This window comes from Nitrosomonas sp. Nm132, assembly GCF_900100485.1.
GTDB lineage: Bacteria > Pseudomonadota > Gammaproteobacteria > Burkholderiales > Nitrosomonadaceae > Nitrosomonas.
On the sequence record NZ_FNDH01000009.1, the window covers coordinates 72,647 to 87,509 of the forward strand.

The 14,863-nt window shown below is 46.5% G+C and carries 16 protein-coding genes and 1 pseudogene; 14 read left to right on the forward strand and 3 right to left on the reverse strand.

The genetic code is table 11. The features are described 5' to 3' along the window. Position 1: 1 nt before the first annotated feature. From BLP80_RS05665 to BLP80_RS05725, 13 genes are all read left to right on the forward strand, one after another. A complete protein-coding gene (locus BLP80_RS05665; RefSeq protein ID WP_090541041.1) occupies positions 2-1,096 on the forward strand; it encodes a baseplate J/gp47 family protein in 1,095 nt (364 codons plus the stop codon). Further along, positions 1,080-3,692: a hypothetical protein gene (locus BLP80_RS05670; protein WP_143002237.1), complete on the forward strand. Its 2,613-nt coding sequence runs from the start codon at positions 1,080-1,082 to the stop codon at positions 3,690-3,692. Before BLP80_RS05665 ends, BLP80_RS05670 begins: the two co-directional genes overlap by 17 nt. Before the next feature lie 49 nt (positions 3,693-3,741). Then, positions 3,742-4,224, forward strand: coding sequence for a hypothetical protein (locus tag BLP80_RS05675; protein ID WP_090541047.1), 483 nt, complete (start codon positions 3,742-3,744; stop codon positions 4,222-4,224). Between the two features lie 12 nt (positions 4,225-4,236). Then, positions 4,237-6,171 carry a DUF4815 domain-containing protein gene (locus tag BLP80_RS05680; RefSeq protein WP_090541050.1) on the forward strand — a complete coding sequence of 645 codons (1,935 nt, stop codon included), beginning with the start codon at positions 4,237-4,239 and terminating at the stop codon, positions 6,169-6,171. 9 nt (positions 6,172-6,180) lie between these two features. Next, entirely contained in the window at positions 6,181-7,395 is a 1,215-nt protein-coding gene (locus BLP80_RS05685; RefSeq protein ID WP_090541053.1) for a hypothetical protein, read from the forward strand. A gap of 12 nt (positions 7,396-7,407) precedes the next feature. Continuing rightward, the gene (locus BLP80_RS05690) at positions 7,408-9,213 is read left to right on the forward strand and encodes a hypothetical protein (protein ID WP_090541056.1); all 1,806 of its coding nucleotides are present in this window, start codon (positions 7,408-7,410) and stop codon (positions 9,211-9,213) included. Beyond that, on the forward strand, positions 9,210-9,626 hold the full coding sequence (locus tag BLP80_RS05695) for a hypothetical protein (protein ID WP_090541059.1): 417 nt from the start codon (positions 9,210-9,212) through the stop codon (positions 9,624-9,626). Before BLP80_RS05690 ends, BLP80_RS05695 begins: the two co-directional genes overlap by 4 nt. Positions 9,627-9,734: 108 nt before the next feature. Beyond that, a complete protein-coding gene (locus BLP80_RS05700; protein WP_090541063.1) occupies positions 9,735-10,220 on the forward strand; it encodes a D-Ala-D-Ala carboxypeptidase family metallohydrolase in 486 nt (161 codons plus the stop codon). A gap of 11 nt (positions 10,221-10,231) precedes the next feature. Then, the gene (locus BLP80_RS05705; RefSeq protein WP_143002238.1) at positions 10,232-10,567 is read left to right on the forward strand and encodes a hypothetical protein; all 336 of its coding nucleotides are present in this window, start codon (positions 10,232-10,234) and stop codon (positions 10,565-10,567) included. After that, positions 10,567-11,130, forward strand: coding sequence for a sigma-70 family RNA polymerase sigma factor (locus BLP80_RS05710; protein ID WP_176754284.1), 564 nt, complete (start codon positions 10,567-10,569; stop codon positions 11,128-11,130). Before BLP80_RS05705 ends, BLP80_RS05710 begins: the two co-directional genes overlap by 1 nt. Beyond that, positions 11,127-11,651, forward strand: coding sequence for a hypothetical protein (locus tag BLP80_RS05715; RefSeq protein WP_090541074.1), 525 nt, complete (start codon positions 11,127-11,129; stop codon positions 11,649-11,651). Before BLP80_RS05710 ends, BLP80_RS05715 begins: the two co-directional genes overlap by 4 nt. Positions 11,652-11,777: 126 nt before the next feature. Beyond that, positions 11,778-12,137 (forward strand): hypothetical protein, encoded by a 360-nt coding sequence (locus BLP80_RS05720; RefSeq protein ID WP_090541077.1) that lies wholly within the window; start codon positions 11,778-11,780, stop codon positions 12,135-12,137. 12 nt (positions 12,138-12,149) lie between these two features. Beyond that, entirely contained in the window at positions 12,150-12,623 is a 474-nt protein-coding gene (locus tag BLP80_RS05725; RefSeq protein WP_090541102.1) for a DUF1353 domain-containing protein, read from the forward strand. A 316-nt stretch (positions 12,624-12,939) separates the two neighbouring features. Here the strand turns inward: BLP80_RS05725 and BLP80_RS05730 are convergent, their stop codons facing one another. Further along, positions 12,940-13,164, reverse strand: coding sequence for a hypothetical protein (locus tag BLP80_RS05730; protein ID WP_090541080.1), 225 nt, complete (start codon positions 13,162-13,164; stop codon positions 12,940-12,942). Positions 13,165-13,426: 262 nt separating this feature from the next. Further along, positions 13,427-13,795 carry a hypothetical protein gene (locus BLP80_RS05735; RefSeq protein ID WP_143002239.1) on the reverse strand — a complete coding sequence of 123 codons (369 nt, stop codon included), beginning with the start codon at positions 13,793-13,795 and terminating at the stop codon, positions 13,427-13,429. A gap of 456 nt (positions 13,796-14,251) precedes the next feature. On the opposite strand from BLP80_RS05735, the gene BLP80_RS05740 reads away from it, so the two are divergent. Further along, complete coding sequence (locus BLP80_RS05740) at positions 14,252-14,797, forward strand: tyrosine-type recombinase/integrase (protein WP_090541085.1); 546 nt, start codon at positions 14,252-14,254, stop codon at positions 14,795-14,797. Here the strand turns inward: BLP80_RS05740 and BLP80_RS15125 are convergent. Beyond that, positions 14,786-14,863 (reverse strand): annotated as a pseudogene (locus BLP80_RS15125) (IS5/IS1182 family transposase); the annotation flags it as partial. The gene BLP80_RS05740 and the pseudogene BLP80_RS15125 overlap by 12 nt on opposite strands.

Here is a 14,863-nt window from a genome sequence, read left to right on the forward strand (position 1 = left end):
TATGTTCCAAATTAAGGATTTCCGTTCCTGTGTTGCATCCATGATCAACTGGATGAAGGCGACGCAGGAGAAAATCACCGATTTCAATGTCGGCTCGGTTGCCAGGACGTTGGTTGAGGCGCCAGCCGTCGAGATCGAAGAGCTTTATCAACAGTTTTTTATCGGTCTGAGAGAGGCTATCCCTGTTGCTCTTTTCCGGGCATTTAATTTTGAGAGACTTCCTGCTGCACTTGCAGTCGGTACCGTAACCGTTACGCAGGGTACAGCAAGAAGCAGCGATCTTTTGATTCCCGAGGGAACCGTTTTTCTAACGATTGATGGGCGTGAGTACAAAAGCGTTCAGGATGTTACTTGGCTGACAGGTACGACATTCGTGCAAATACAGGTTGAAGCATCTTTGCTTGGTATGCTGGGTAACACCTCTGCAGGAACCATTGTCCAATCGTCATTTTTCGATAGCAATGTGGTTATCAGCAACCTGCCAATTAATAACGGCAGGGATGATGAGACCGAGGAAGAGCGCAAAATCCGTTTTTCCGATTTCATCCTGTCGCTATCTCGCGGCACCTTGGCGGCTATCAAATTTGCGGTTGCTTCTGCTGTAGTCAAATCTGAGCTAGGTGAAACAATAGAGTATGTTGCCCGAATTGGTATTGAGGAGGAAATCGGGCACGTTGACATTCACATTTATGGGTCCGGTGGAATTGCTAGTGATGCGCTAGTCACTCAAGCGCAAATGCTAGTGGATGGTTATGAACTGGAAGACGGAACGAAAATACCAGGTTACCGTTCAGCAGGCATTCGCGTGACGGTCATGAAGATGACCGAACAGACCATCAATGTGACGATGAATGTCAGCCTGTTCCCTGGTTACTCTCTCACAACGGCTCTTATCAATGAAATCAAGGCAAGGATAGAAACAGAATTCGATAGCATTGAATCCGGTAGCGTGCTTTACATGAAAAGCCTGACTGATGCAGCCTTAAGTGTAGCTGGCATCAAAGATATCTTTGTCTCAAATGAGTCAAATATCATTTGCGGCAATGATGAGGTGCTGCGTTTAGGTGATTTTACTGTCATTGAAGTCAATGTTTGACCGCCTGCTTAAATCGCTTCATTCGCCGTTCGATAAATCGCCTCATGCGAAAATTGCGTTGCGTGTCCAGCATCCCGATATTTTCAGATGGACTGTTAATAATCGTGTGTTATCGGTTGGTACGGAGGCATCGGAAAACACAACTGATTTCAATCTTGCCTCCTTAACGCTTAATGAATTAGCTGATGCGCTGACAAATTCTGGCTTCCAGGTTGTTTATCAGGATTCCGAGCTCTCAAGTCGCTCGTCTGCAATCCTGTTGTCTGGTTCCGGCAGTCAATCTCAATCCAATGGCGATGCGCTGAGAGTCTATGAGAGCCTGCTTTGGTCTTTGATGGATTCTTACGCGACTGAGCTTGAAATTGCTGCTGGCAGCATTGATCAAGCCTTGCTCCAGATGTACCTTGATACCGCGCAAAGTGAATGGCTGGATTACTGGGGTGAATATTTCGGCTTTCCACGCGAAGGACGAACCGATGCGGAATATAGCGCATACATCATCGAGGAGGTGCTCAGGCCGAGAAACAATGCGTTTGCTATCGAAGATACCATCAAGCGATTGACGCAAGAAAATGTGCATATCTACGAGCCCTGGAAAGATATTTTTGTTCTGAGTGGATCGAAGCTGAATGACCGTTATCATCTACATGGAGCGCACTATTACACGTTCGCAACCATACAGCCGGTTGGTAATGCAGGCATAAATTGGGGCAAGGTTATTCCGCTGATAAAACGCAACAAGGCTGGTGGCATTATGCTCGCGGAAGCCAGACCGCTTGTTCCCCCCGCTTATATTGACGCAGGTGTTATAGATAGCATCGTGAGTGCATCCGAAACACGCGTCCGTGTTGCCAGAATTAAACTTGAGATGGACTCGCCCTTGAGTGCGTATCGCCTCGATTTTGATACATATATCAAGAACTATCCCTTCATGGCCTACGGGCTGATGACGTTGGCAAGTGAAAAGTTGGCTTATGTGGCCGATATTCCCAACCCTAGAACTATCGCCAAGGCATCAATATGCCTATCGGATTCCTGGTCTCTCGGTAATACTAATTCGGTATTTGGTCGTGGCAGGATAATCCGGATCATGCCTGGAATGACGTTATCTGGCGGCGCAACTGAAGACGATGATTTGAGGCTTTCCGATGGTGTCGTAACGATTATTTATGAACAAGTAGAAGAGATCATTGATGACCGGAGGGTAAGGTGGATTGAGTTGTTGGCCGAGGCTTTTGCGCTCTCTACTGAAATGACGCAAACCGGTTATGCTTTTTTACCAATTACTAATAACCCTGCATCTATAGACATTCTTTATACGGGGTTGGTTGAGCTTCCTGAGACCATGTTTATGTTCTCTGCCGAAATGATCCAAACCGGTTATGCTTTTTTACCAATTACTAATAATCCTGCATCTATAGATATTCTTTACGCAGTATTGATAGATTCTGGTCATGATGCCGATAGAAGGTGGGTTGGAAAGTGGGACAGTTCCACATGGGTGGAGGGTGTGGATGAGCTCTTGATTACGACGCAGCTGACGGTTATTGGTGATATGGGCCTGTTTGTTAACAATGAGCAAGGTTTTTGGTACGACCCGTCTGATTTTTCCACGATGTTCCAAGATTCTGCTGGAACGATTCCTGTAACGTCAGTGGGGCAGTCGGTTGGGCGAATACTCGATAAATCCGGTAATGGAAACCACGCAACTCAAGCCACAACGTCCAAAAAACCGATACTAAAGCGTATGCCGACAAGTGGTATCAGGAATCTAGTGCCTTATTCTGGGGATTTCTTTATTCCAGTAGCAAATGGAGGTGGATGGAATACTACTGCTAGCTGGAGTCAAGTGGAGGTCAATCCTCTTCATGCCGGTGATAAGGCATACCAAGTTACCAATGATGGTGTGTCATCAAGTAGGAATTTTAATGCATCGCTTGGAGTTTCAACAGGTACGCAAGATACTTTATCAGTAATAGTTGAAGTTGATCCTAATGCTCCTGAGTCGAATAAGCATGTATCGATAGGAATATATTCATCCACAACATCGTCATTCTACGCTAGAACTAACTATTTTTATCCTAGTAATGCTGTAGTAAGTGTTGCTGGTTCTGGATATGCAGAAATACTTTCGGAAAATGGGCCAAATGGTGGGAGGGTAGTAAGAATAGTTTGTTCTGGAATAACTCCTGTTGGATATAACCGCTCGCGATACGTTTACCCGACTGGAACCGATCAAAACACTAGACAAATTATCATACATTCGGCTCAGTATGAGATCGGTATAGAGGCTGCAACTGCATACCAGCAAACATTCGGTAATTATGATGTTTATGAGGCTGGATATAACCAAGTCTATTGGCTTGATTACGACGACGTTGATGATGCATTGGTTTCCACCAATCCAGACTTAGGTACGAATGCCACCCGAGCTAGGGCGACGATTGGCGGCGCAGTAATTGAACAAGGGTTGACGCTCGGTGCAAATCTCAACCTATCAACAGACAATCTAGGATTGATAGTAATAAATCGACCTCTGACCCAAGACGAACTGTCCGCTTTAACATCATACTTAAACAGCATCGTAGGTTCTTGATCAAGTCGTGATTGTACGCTTAACGAAACAATTAATGGAGTTTCGTTGAATGGCAATTCTGACACTTTCTGGTCGAGCCGCTATGGCGATAGCGATCAAGGCGCAGCCAATACATCTGGCGTGGGGTTCCGGCGATACGGCATGGGATGCAGCTCCAGTTGTTGAAACCGTGGATCAGATAGAGTTGATAGCTGAAGTAGGCCGTCGTGCTGCAACTTCCGTGAAATTCTGCGTTCCTGATGAAGCAGGAGAAATCATTGTTCCCACTGGGCGTTTCACTGAAGTGACGGAGCCATCTAATCATCTCTACATGAAATTCAACTTTGATTTTGCTGATTCTCCCAGTGCAGAAATCCGTGAGGCTGGCGTTTTTACCGGCACCCAAGTGATCGCCGGGCTTCCGGTAGGGCAAACATATTTTATTCCGTCTGAGATACAAGCCCCTGGGATCCTGCTGGCACTGGAGAGATTCCCAAAATTTTCCCGATCATCCGCTGTTCGTCAGTCATTTGAATTTGTAATTACTATTTGAGGCTAATCAACCATGATAGATGGCTATTACAATCGATTTGATCCGGCGAAAAAATACGAAAAACACCTTTTCCGCGCGGGTTATGTCCTGCAATCATCGGAGTTAAATGAGGTTCAGTCATACGCGGAGGATCGTGTTCGCGGCGTTGCCGATGCTCTGTTCAAGGATGGCGATGTTGTTCGTGATGCGCAGATTATCGTGAACAGCGCTACCGGTGAGGTGCAGTGTCAGTCCGGTGCAATTTATCTGATCGGTGCAGTGCGTGGGATTCCATCCAAAACCATGACCATCCCGACTACCGGCGTGGTATCGGTCGGAATACGTCTGGTTGAAACTGTCATCACCGAGTTGGATGATCCGGCATTGCGCGATCCAGCCATTGATGTCCGCAATTACCAGGAGGCTGGTGCTGCCAGATTGAAGGTTGAAGCTATCTGGAGTTTCCAGGGTGATGGTGCGACGGGGGAGTTTTACCCGGTTTATACCGTTGAAGATGGCCAGCTGCGCGCCAAGGAAACGCCTCCTAATCTGGATGCCGTTACGCAGTCTCTTGCTCGCTATGATCGCGATTCCGCCGGTGGCACCTATGTTGTTTCCGGTTTGACTGTCCAGGCGATGGATGATCTTGGAACCGGAGAGCAGGTTTATTCGGTCGGTGAAGGTCGTGCTCGTGTCTATGGATATGGTGTAGAGCTAAAAACCTCCCGGCGTGAAGTGTATCCAGTCATCCCGGATTTGCGTAATATCATTTCCGAGCCGCACACCAGCACGACGGTGAGTGCTCAGCGCGTCGATACCGGCAGAACTCCAATTGAGAACATCGCTAGCGTACAAATTACGGCGGAAAAGACCGTCACTCTGACCCATGGCGGTTTTGTTGGCGCACAAGACCCGCTGCCTGACACATCGGTTCTGTCGCTTCTGGAAGTGAAGCAGGGAGGGACTACGTATCTTGCTGGCACTGACTATAAGCTGGCAAACGGAAAGGTTGACTGGTCTCTTGGCGGCGCTGAGCCTGCTCCCGGATCAACCTATACAGTTAAGTATCAATATATTTCCGAAGTTACTCCTACCGCAATAGACGATACTGGTTTTACAGTAGAAGGGGCGGTGGTAGGCAGTCTCATTCTGGTGACTTATAGCCAGAAACTACCGCGTTATGACAGAATCGCATTAAATGCCGATGGCGATATTGTATGGTTCAAAGGCGTATCGGCAGAATGGAATCCACAGATTCCGGCGGTTCCTGATAATGTTCTGCCGTTGGCCACAGTCTACCAAGACTGGAGTGCCACGCGGCACGTAGAGAATGATGGTGTGCGCGTCGTGCCCATGTCTGACTTGTCTGCGATCAATAGCCGTATCGACTATATGCTAGGCTTGATTGCCCAGCAACGTCTGGAGGGGAGCGCAAGCTTGACCGAAGCCGGTCAGAAGAAAGGTCTCTTTGTCGATCCATTCCTGGATGACTCGCTACGGGACGCGGGTATCGCCCAAACATGCGCAATTTTCTCGGGTGAGCTGACCCTGCCGGTGACAATCGATCAGGTCAGCTTGATGCCGTCTGATGTATCTTCTCCCACGTCAATGACAAACAATCTATCGACCGTGCTTGAGCAATCAGCTCGCACCGGCACGATGAAGGTCAACCCCTACATGGCATTCGAGCCGCTACCTGCCAGTGTCCGCCTTACTCCGGCTATCGACAACTGGACAGTTACAAGTACCTCCTGGGCATCCTCCATCACTCAACGAATTGTGGTTGGGAGCGGCATAAACTCAAGAGTCGGTATAGCCACGAGTGTACAAACGCTGTCCAGATCAAGCCGACCGGCTGAATTTCTACGTCAGATAGATATTAATTTCACAATCTCAGGATTTGGCCAGAACGAAGTGCTTTCCAGCGTTACATTCGATGGTGTCGCTGTTACCCCTGTTGCGTCATAAGGAAAAAAAATGACTATTCAAGCTAATGCTCAAGGTGTGGTTACTGGCAAGTTCACTATTCCCGCTGGCTTGCCAGCAGGATCCAAGCGAGTTCGATTCAATGGCGCTGGCGGTTCTCATGGAGATGCCGTTTTCGTTGGCAATGGCACCATCAACAGCCAAGTTCTCAGGAGTGTTACGACAACCACTGTTACGTTTTTCGGGGCTCGTGTTGACCCTCTAGCTCAGACATTTTCTTTAGAGCAGCCTGCTCAGATCGCGGCTATAGACCTGTGGTTCTCTGCGAAAGGTTCTTCCGATGTAGTAATGCAGATTCGCGAAACCAGCAACGGCGTGCCCAATCAGTCCGTGGTTGGAGAGGCCAGGTTAGCCCCGTCCGCGATCAGTACCACGGTGCACACCAGGGTAACATTTCCAGCGCCTATTCATCTTTTGGCTGGAGTCGAATATGCTCTGGTTGTCATGTGTGACGATGCCGTGACTGAAATGCGCATTGCCGAGTTGGGCAAATGGGATGCGGCAAGCAGTCGCTGGGTGACCAGCCAGCCTTATCAGGTGGGCGTGTTGTTATCCTCTTCCAACGCATCTACATGGACGGCCCACCAAGATCGCGATTTAGCATTCCGGCTAAACAAGGCTGTATTCACCCAGACAAATAAAACCGTTTCTCTGGGAAGCATCGCCGTTACCGATGCAACAGATTTGATGCTGATAGCCGCCGAAGAGTTGCCCAGTAGCGTGACGCGAATTGAGTACGAATTATCCCTTCCCGGGGGTGAAATTATAAGTGTTTCTGCTGGTCAGCCCATACGGTTGACTGCAGCAGTGACTGGTAATATCGGCATATCAGCCAAGATGTATGGTTCTGCGGATGCATCCCCTATCTTATTTCCCGGCACGCAGCTTGTGGTGGGATCGGTATCTGCAAACGGCGATTATGTTTCCCGCGCAATCAAAGGTGGAACCAATGTAAGCGTGAAGGTATTGTTTGATGCGATCATCCCTGGTGGCTCATCCGTGGTTGTGAAATACAAGGGCGTTGATGTTGGGGACACCTGGACAACGGTTCCTTATGTGTCCTCCTCTCCAATTGACGATGGTTTCTACGAAATGAAACACGAGATTGCTAGCGTCAACGAAGACATGATTCAGATCAAGCTTGAGCTGGCTGGCGCCACATCAGCTCGTCCTCGCGTGAAAAATCTTCGTTTCATGACGATATGAGGCGTGTGATCTATGCCTATTGACGACAGAACAGTAAATTTTAATTTACCGTTACCTAATTCAGATAATTTCTTGTTTAACGATGTTGAGCGAATTAGAGGAGCGTTTGCGCAAATAGATCATGAACTGCATGGTCTATCGTCTTCTTTATTAGGTATTGGTGGGAATTCTGCTAGCGGTTCCATCACCCTAACATCTTCTTCCGAAACGATTCAAAGCATTACTCCAACAGAAAGCGGTAATTATGTAACGTTGCCTGACGCTACGACGATGAATGCAGGTATTCCATCATTCGCTATTCAGAATGCTGGCTCCCATGATCTGGGTATCATGGATTCTGCCGGGAAGAAGTTGGGTTGGATTCGCTCTGGGCAGACGGGGATTGTTGGTCTTGTGGACAACACAGCTGTTAATGGTGTTTGGGTAACTGTTGGTATTGAAAAGCTTGGTGTGACAGCATCGAAGGGATTTTATTCACTTACGGGCATGTCCAGCTCTTTTAGTATGAAAGCTATAGCGGTTGATCAAAATCGCACACTGATTTTGTTTGGCGCCACAGTATTGAATGCCATTGTGTACGATGCTAACACCCGCTCTTTCGGTCAACCAACAGTTGTGATTGCAACCATCAACAATGGTTTAATTGAGGGAATTCTCGCTTCTGCAGACAAAGTTCTGGTGCTCGGAGCAACAGCTAGTGATTTGTGCGGCGTGATTCTCTCCTTGTCCGGAACCACCATTTTTCCTGGCCCGGTCGGCACTCGCTCAACAAACATACCGGATAAGATGGGTATGCTGGTGGAACTTGGAAATTCCGGCACGACATTCGCCTTCACTCAGGGGCGCAGTAGCGGTCCATATGCAGAGATCTGTGCAATTAGTATTTCTAATGATACGGTTGCCATCGGTGATACGCTGGCGCTAGATCGCCCGACAGACAAAAAAAGCGGATTGGTTCTGATTCCTATTTCTGAATCTACTGTGCTGTCGCTCAATAGTGATGGCACCAACATTTCTGCAAAGCCTCACAGCATTTCCGGCATAACAGTGACTCCTGGCAGCGCAGCCTTGCTAACTACAACTCAGCCAGAATTTCGTTGGTTGGTTCTACCTTCAGGGCGTGTGGCCGTAATTTACGCCAATTTGGATAAAGCGCATGGAGCTATCATATCCGTTACTGGAATGACGGCGTCCGCTTCTGATGTTGTTCTTGGAGATTATTTTGGTAGCTCTGGTTTTTTATCATCAAGCATAGCTGCTGTCATTGAGTCCGGCAAGGTCGTTGTTGTGAATTATAGTGCTGCCGGTTCTTTATCATCTAATATTTTGACAGACTCATCTGGTGTTGCAAGTGCAGGAACAGCTTCTATTATTCAACTGAATTCTGGGATTTCAGGTTTCAATATCGTTTCCGTAAGTGGGGACGTCATTTCTTTGTCTATTGGAGATGATAATTCTTTCGCGTTGATTAATGTTGACGCATCTGGTGTCAGCCCAGTCATAGGTATAGTTGATACATTCTCCATCGCTCTTTCACGACAGAATTTTATTGCTTATGCATTCGATAAAAACCAGTTCAATTACCGCATAAATTCTATTGGGAATGGATCTACAAAATACGCTCCCAATTTAATTAACGCTGCTGTGGCCCTGGGCTATACCAGCAAACGGATTTTCAAGGTTGACCCACCAGTTATCCGTGCTATGGGGTGGACAGCCAATTCATTTGGCGTATCTCCTAGTGGTAATGACCTGTGGATCGTAAGCTGTGGTGGGGCGGCTAGTGCAATGATTGCTTGCTTGGAGGCGGCAGAATGAAAAAACTTGTGACTCAGGCAGGTATATTCGGCCCGTATCGCGAGATCGAAGTGCTGGATGATCGTTATCGCTGTGATGGCGTTGATTTTCCATTTACGGTAGTCGGAGAGGGCGTCATTGAGGAAGCACAGTCGGGTGATTTTCCGCTACCAGAGGCGCTACAACCTGAAGTACCCCAATCAGTCACCATGCGCCAAGCTCGCCTGGCCTTGCTGAATATCGGCAAGTTGAACGATGTGGACGCGGCACTTGCATCTATTCCAGACGAGACTCTGCGCAAGGCCGCGCAGATCGAGTGGGAATACGCGCTCGAAGTGCAGCGTAATCACGTCCTGGTACAGCAAATCGCGTCTTCGCTGGGCCTAGGCAATCAAACACTCGATAATTTATTTATTGAAGCTGGGAAGCTTTGACATCCTCCTTCGCCTAGCGCGGATTTTTTGTTTCCCTGCCTTAGATTAAATTGTAGTCGTGACACGACAATGGGTTGGTATTTCTACACTCGTTGAGGGGAACGGCTAATGGGGGCAGGCTCAAATGAACATCTAAGCAGAAAATTATCGCCACACTTTACGCTCGATGAACTAATACATTCAGACAAAGCCATTGAGCTGGGGATAGATAACACCCCTCCGGTGGAAGTATTGAGCGGCCTGATTTTGCTCTGTGAAAAAATATTGGAGCCGGTTCGGGCCCACTACGGCAAGCCATTCCGTCCGAACAGTGGATATAGATCACCTGCGCTAAATAAGGCAATTCCCGGAAGCAGCAAAACATCGCAGCACATGCTTGGGCAGGCAGTCGATTTTGAGGTGCCCGGGGTATCAAACTATGATCTTGCTTGTTGGGTAAAAGATAACCTGATCTTCGATCAACTCATTCTTGAAAACTACACCTCTGGAATTCCTAGTTCCGGTTGGGTGCATGTATCCCTTAAGCCAGATCAAAACAGGATGCAATGCCTGACGATCAAGGGTAAGAACAAACAACAAGGTTTGATCAAATAATGGGACATGAAATGCCAGATCCACAATGTCCTCACGCCATGCAGATAGGACAAAACTCAGCGAAGATTGCATCCCTTGAAAAGGAGATCGCCAGTCTAACTAAATCACAACAAACCAGCATTGCAGAGTTAGAAAAAAAATTAAGCAAACTGACTGCGATGGCTCAGAGCAGTGCTATGCAGGTTGTTGAGGATAAGGCCAAGAAATCCGGTTTTATACGCGGTATGCACATGACTGCAACTTTGATTGGCTACGGAATCATCATTGTTGCGCTGATACTGGCCGGAAAAGTGACGGGCGGACTTGATATGTTTGTCAGATTTTTGGGATCTCTTGATCTGAAATAGTGGATAAAACATCAGATCAACTAATCATTGAGTGCGCCCCGTTAGTTAAGCGTATTGCGCGCCATATGATGGTCAAGCTGCCAACAAGCGTGGAAGTGGACGACTTAATTCAGGCAGGCATGATTGGCTTACTGGATGCAATCAGGTTGCACGGTGAGTTACCAGGACAGAGCTTCCAGAATTACGCATTTACGCGCATTCGTGGAGCAATGCTTGATGCTTTGCGCAGGGACGATTGTATTGGGAGGCCGCACCGGGAGAAGATCAAAAGGGGTGAATCTGAGGAGGTAATTATCTCGTCTTTTGAAGATGCTCTCGAAGAGGGGTTCGATCTTATCAGTCAGGAAGATACCCCGCTCGAGTATCTAATCAAGAAAGACCTTGTAATAAAAGCGGTCGGGTTTTTTGATGGGCTCAGTGAGAAACACAAAAAACTGATGACGATGCGCTATGTCGATGGCGTGAGTTTGCGGGGGATAGGTCGAATCATGGGTAAAAGCGAGGCATGGGCGTGTATTCAGCACAAAGAAATTTTAAACCAACTGGAAGGAGTATTAAATTGATAAAAAGGCTGATTTTAATTTCGTTTGTCACGGTTTTAATGGCTGGTTGCCAGTCTCTGAAGCCGCAGGCCGAGAAGGCGGTTGATGTGATGGCTAAAGCTACATACGTAGATGAGATGATCAAGAGCGGGGCGGTATTAGATAGTTTGTTCGATAGCGATCTTTCTCAAGAGGAAATCGAAATAATCAATAAATCACTCCTAGCTTATAACGATTTTACGGGTAAGTGGGGGAAGATCATTGTAAAAAACCCGTTGGAGGCAGTGAGCCATACCAGCTTGATCATATCTGAATACAACGTGCTAAGAATCCGCTATGCAGAAATAGAGCGGATTGCAACAACTCATTGGACACGCTACCCGGAAGACAGTCAGTTCCTGTTGCTCGAATACCAAAGGCAAGCCAAATCCTTGGATGATCTGGTGATGAGCTTACTCTCTCAATCCAAAACCAATACTGCTTTGCTTGCTATCCAGAGGATGGCGGTCGTTGCCGGTCAAATCGCGCTCAAACTGATTTAAGGAGCCTCTAATGCGGATATTAGACAATCTTGATCTTGTTTTTGAGCGCGCAAGAAGAAGAGTAAACGCGGGAGTAGATATATCTGCAGCGAGGCATCTGTATTACCTTTTTCGGGGGATAGTACCGTGAATATTGATTTTTTAAGCAACATAGCGCCGTTTGCGGGTAATTTCCGCGAGACATTCTTTCTGCTGATTGGTGCGGTAGGCATGTTGCTGATGCTGTATCTGCGCGACTATCGGTTAAGTGAGCATGCAGGGCGTGGGTACCTTTTTTATTTGTTCGAGGCTGATCGCAAGAAAACAGATGATGTCATGATCATTCTGCTCGGCCTGATCTGTGCCGAGTTGGTGACTGGCACTTTAACAGGACTAGACTCGCAACAGCTACTGATGGCCGGGGCTGGCTTGGGAGCCGCGACAAAGATTAAGGCCGGTGGTAGCGACACGAATAATGCCGCTATCGCAAACGTGCAAAAGGAGTAATTGCAAATGCTGATGCCAACATTAAAGCCAATACCAATCGACACGAAAAATAAAACCTTTTGGCAAAAGGTCTGGATCCTGCTTACCTGTGTACGCAACTGGGAACTGGTTGATGATTGGGTATTTATCATGCCGTGCGGCACTCTAATTGTAATCCCGCGAGGATTTGTAATGGATGGCGCCAGTACACCCAGATTCATGTGGGGATTGCTCGATCCAGTAGGAATTCTGCTAATACAGGGAATTATTCACGATTACGGGTACCGGTATAACTATCTGTGGGCGGTCGATGGAAAAGGTTGTCGTTACAAGTATCACGAAGGTCAAGGCAGGGAGTTTTGGGACAAAATTTTTCTGGAAGTCGGCTTGCACGTGAACGAAATGCAGATTACTGGCTATTTGAGCTGGCTCATGCTTCGCTTGTTTGGCGGAAAAGCGTGGGAGGAAAACCGCATACGTAATGCTCCGGAATTATTGCCGCAATAGAGAGCAATCTCCAGAAGTAAAAATCTAAAGTAAAAAATACTACCTGCCGTTAATAATATTTCACAATGTTTTATCGTGATTACTTTAGTAAGAAAAGTAAAAAACCCCGCCGGATTTGTATGGGATTCGGTGGGGTTTTGCTTTGAACTAGGATAAAATTTACCTTAGTCCATTACGATCCACCCAATTAAGGCAGGCGTATTTACCGCTGATTAGCGTCGTGGATTCTTTATGAATAACGGCTTCGCTGTTATGTCTTATACCCTCGCCCTGAAGGACGGGATTTTACGGTGTACTGGATAATAATGAACTGGCATTATTTAATATACCTCAATCCTTCAAATTCAGGTAATTCCCGCCAGGCAATAGGTTGTTTATTCCTAATATGGGAAGATGCGCATCCGTATAAAGAAAAACCAAGGAATAAATCTGTAGAATAATCATATTGCCCGATATCAACATTAATCCTGTGACCAGGATCATATGCTAGCAATATCCTTCTATCCTTCGGTGCAGATTCTATCGGTTTCCACTCTGCCATCTATATCCTCCTAAACTCTGTCTTCCATACGTACTGATTCAGATCCACGATCCGGATCCGTAGATGGATTCTCAAAGTGTGACTTGTAACTAGAAACTGGATGCACGAAGAATAGCTCTCGATCTAAATAGTCACTGTGATAATTATCACATCCATTTTCTCGCCATAAGTCTAATGTTCCTCCGCAATTGCATCTTTCCCGTGTTCTCAAGAGAATTGGAGACCCGTCCATTGCAGACAGACTCTCCATGCATACTATATGCTAATCAGGCTCGATATGCTTGCCACGCACATAAGCAGGCTTCAATCCCATCTTGCGGAAGAATTTATGCCCTTGTCTATTGTGCCTGGCTTTCGGCTCAAACCCATTTCTGGCCAGATATGCGAACACATGGTAATACTGATCATCTGTGACAATATCCATCACGGCGCTGTGGGGAGAAGGATAGTTCAATCCATTCTCATAAACTCGCATGATGTACGTGTTCTCTGATGTTTGCTGGATGGAAACTTCATCCATGATCGTTAGCCTTATTTCTGCTAACCATGGATTTGATGATTGAACGCTTAGAGTTAATACTCTTGAATCATCGTTTGATTCTGATGTGGTACTTAGATTTGTTGCTGACATGCTCGACCTCCTTTAGTCGTCCTTGAGTAGATGCTGCGGAAACCAGCAAGGAAACTGGCTTGTCGGGTGCCCCCTATCCGCAGCATTTGGATTATATCTTGTGTACTAAATTTTCATTGGGAATGATTATTAATTTCGCTAAAAACTGTTCCGCAATAAATGTCCGATTGAATGTGTATAGAAAATTAACATTTGAATGGTCTACATATGGTCTACTTGATAATTTGACATCTATATAAAACAACAAGATACGATGATATACCGCAAATTCGAATCCCGCCTTCTCCGCCATTTTCCGGCCCACACAAATCCGTAGCAATCCGCGAAACGCAATAAACAAGCAGATTTACAATAACTTCAACTCCGTATTAGTCCGAGATAATCCGCTGGAAGCCAGTAAAAAAATGTGGTAAAAAGTGTGGTAGCTATTTTTACCACATTAAAAGTTACCACATTATGGCCCTGAAAGAATTACTGACAGACTTGGCTTGCAAGAATGCCACTGCTGAAAGCGCCAAGATACGCAAGTTACACGATGGCCAAGGGCTTTATCTTTGGATATATGAAGATGGTCGCAAATATTGGCGATTGCGTTACAAGATCCATGACAAAGAAAAATCCCTCTCACTGGGCGTCTATCCTGTAGTGGGATTAAAGCAAGCCAGACAGTTTGCGCAAGCTAAACGTGTCAAGCTGGCAAGCAATATAGACCCTTCTATTGATCGTCGAATAAACAAGCAAAAAGCAAAAGAAGCTGCTGCTAATAGCTTTGAGGCTGTTGCTCGTGAGTGGTACAGAAAACAAACGCATACCTGGGTACTAAGTCATAGTAAGGATGTATTGCGCAGGCTTGAAGGGAATGTATTCCCTTATATCGGTGCGTACCCTATCAGCACGATAGAAGCCCCACAATTACTTAATATGATTCGTATCATTGAACATCGTGGTTCTTTTGATCTAGCCCATAGAGTGCTAGGGTCTGTTGACATTTCACATAGGTAGCCACAGGTATCCACACGCGATAGCTACCATACTTTCGTAATTTCTCTTGAGTTTGTCGTATCGTGT

Excerpts from the sequence above, each read along its gene's own strand:
- BLP80_RS05700 (WP_090541063.1), top strand. The coding sequence starts at position 9,735 with ATGGGGGCAGGCTCAAATGAACATCTAAGCAGAAAATTATCGCCACAC.
- BLP80_RS05740 (WP_090541085.1), top strand. The coding sequence starts at position 14,252 with ATGGCCCTGAAAGAATTACTGACAGACTTGGCTTGCAAGAATGCCACT.
- BLP80_RS05735 (WP_143002239.1), bottom strand. The coding sequence starts at position 13,795 with ATGTCAGCAACAAATCTAAGTACCACATCAGAATCAAACGATGATTCA.
- BLP80_RS05695 (WP_090541059.1), top strand. The coding sequence starts at position 9,210 with ATGAAAAAACTTGTGACTCAGGCAGGTATATTCGGCCCGTATCGCGAG.
- BLP80_RS05685 (WP_090541053.1), top strand. The coding sequence starts at position 6,181 with ATGACTATTCAAGCTAATGCTCAAGGTGTGGTTACTGGCAAGTTCACT.
- BLP80_RS05680 (WP_090541050.1), top strand. The coding sequence starts at position 4,237 with ATGATAGATGGCTATTACAATCGATTTGATCCGGCGAAAAAATACGAA.
- BLP80_RS05705 (WP_143002238.1), top strand. The coding sequence starts at position 10,232 with ATGCCAGATCCACAATGTCCTCACGCCATGCAGATAGGACAAAACTCA.
- BLP80_RS05730 (WP_090541080.1), bottom strand. The coding sequence starts at position 13,164 with ATGGCAGAGTGGAAACCGATAGAATCTGCACCGAAGGATAGAAGGATA.
- BLP80_RS05665 (WP_090541041.1), top strand. The coding sequence starts at position 2 with ATGTTCCAAATTAAGGATTTCCGTTCCTGTGTTGCATCCATGATCAAC.
- BLP80_RS05690 (WP_090541056.1), top strand. The coding sequence starts at position 7,408 with ATGCCTATTGACGACAGAACAGTAAATTTTAATTTACCGTTACCTAAT.
- BLP80_RS05725 (WP_090541102.1), top strand. The coding sequence starts at position 12,150 with ATGCCAACATTAAAGCCAATACCAATCGACACGAAAAATAAAACCTTT.
- BLP80_RS05675 (WP_090541047.1), top strand. The coding sequence starts at position 3,742 with ATGGCAATTCTGACACTTTCTGGTCGAGCCGCTATGGCGATAGCGATC.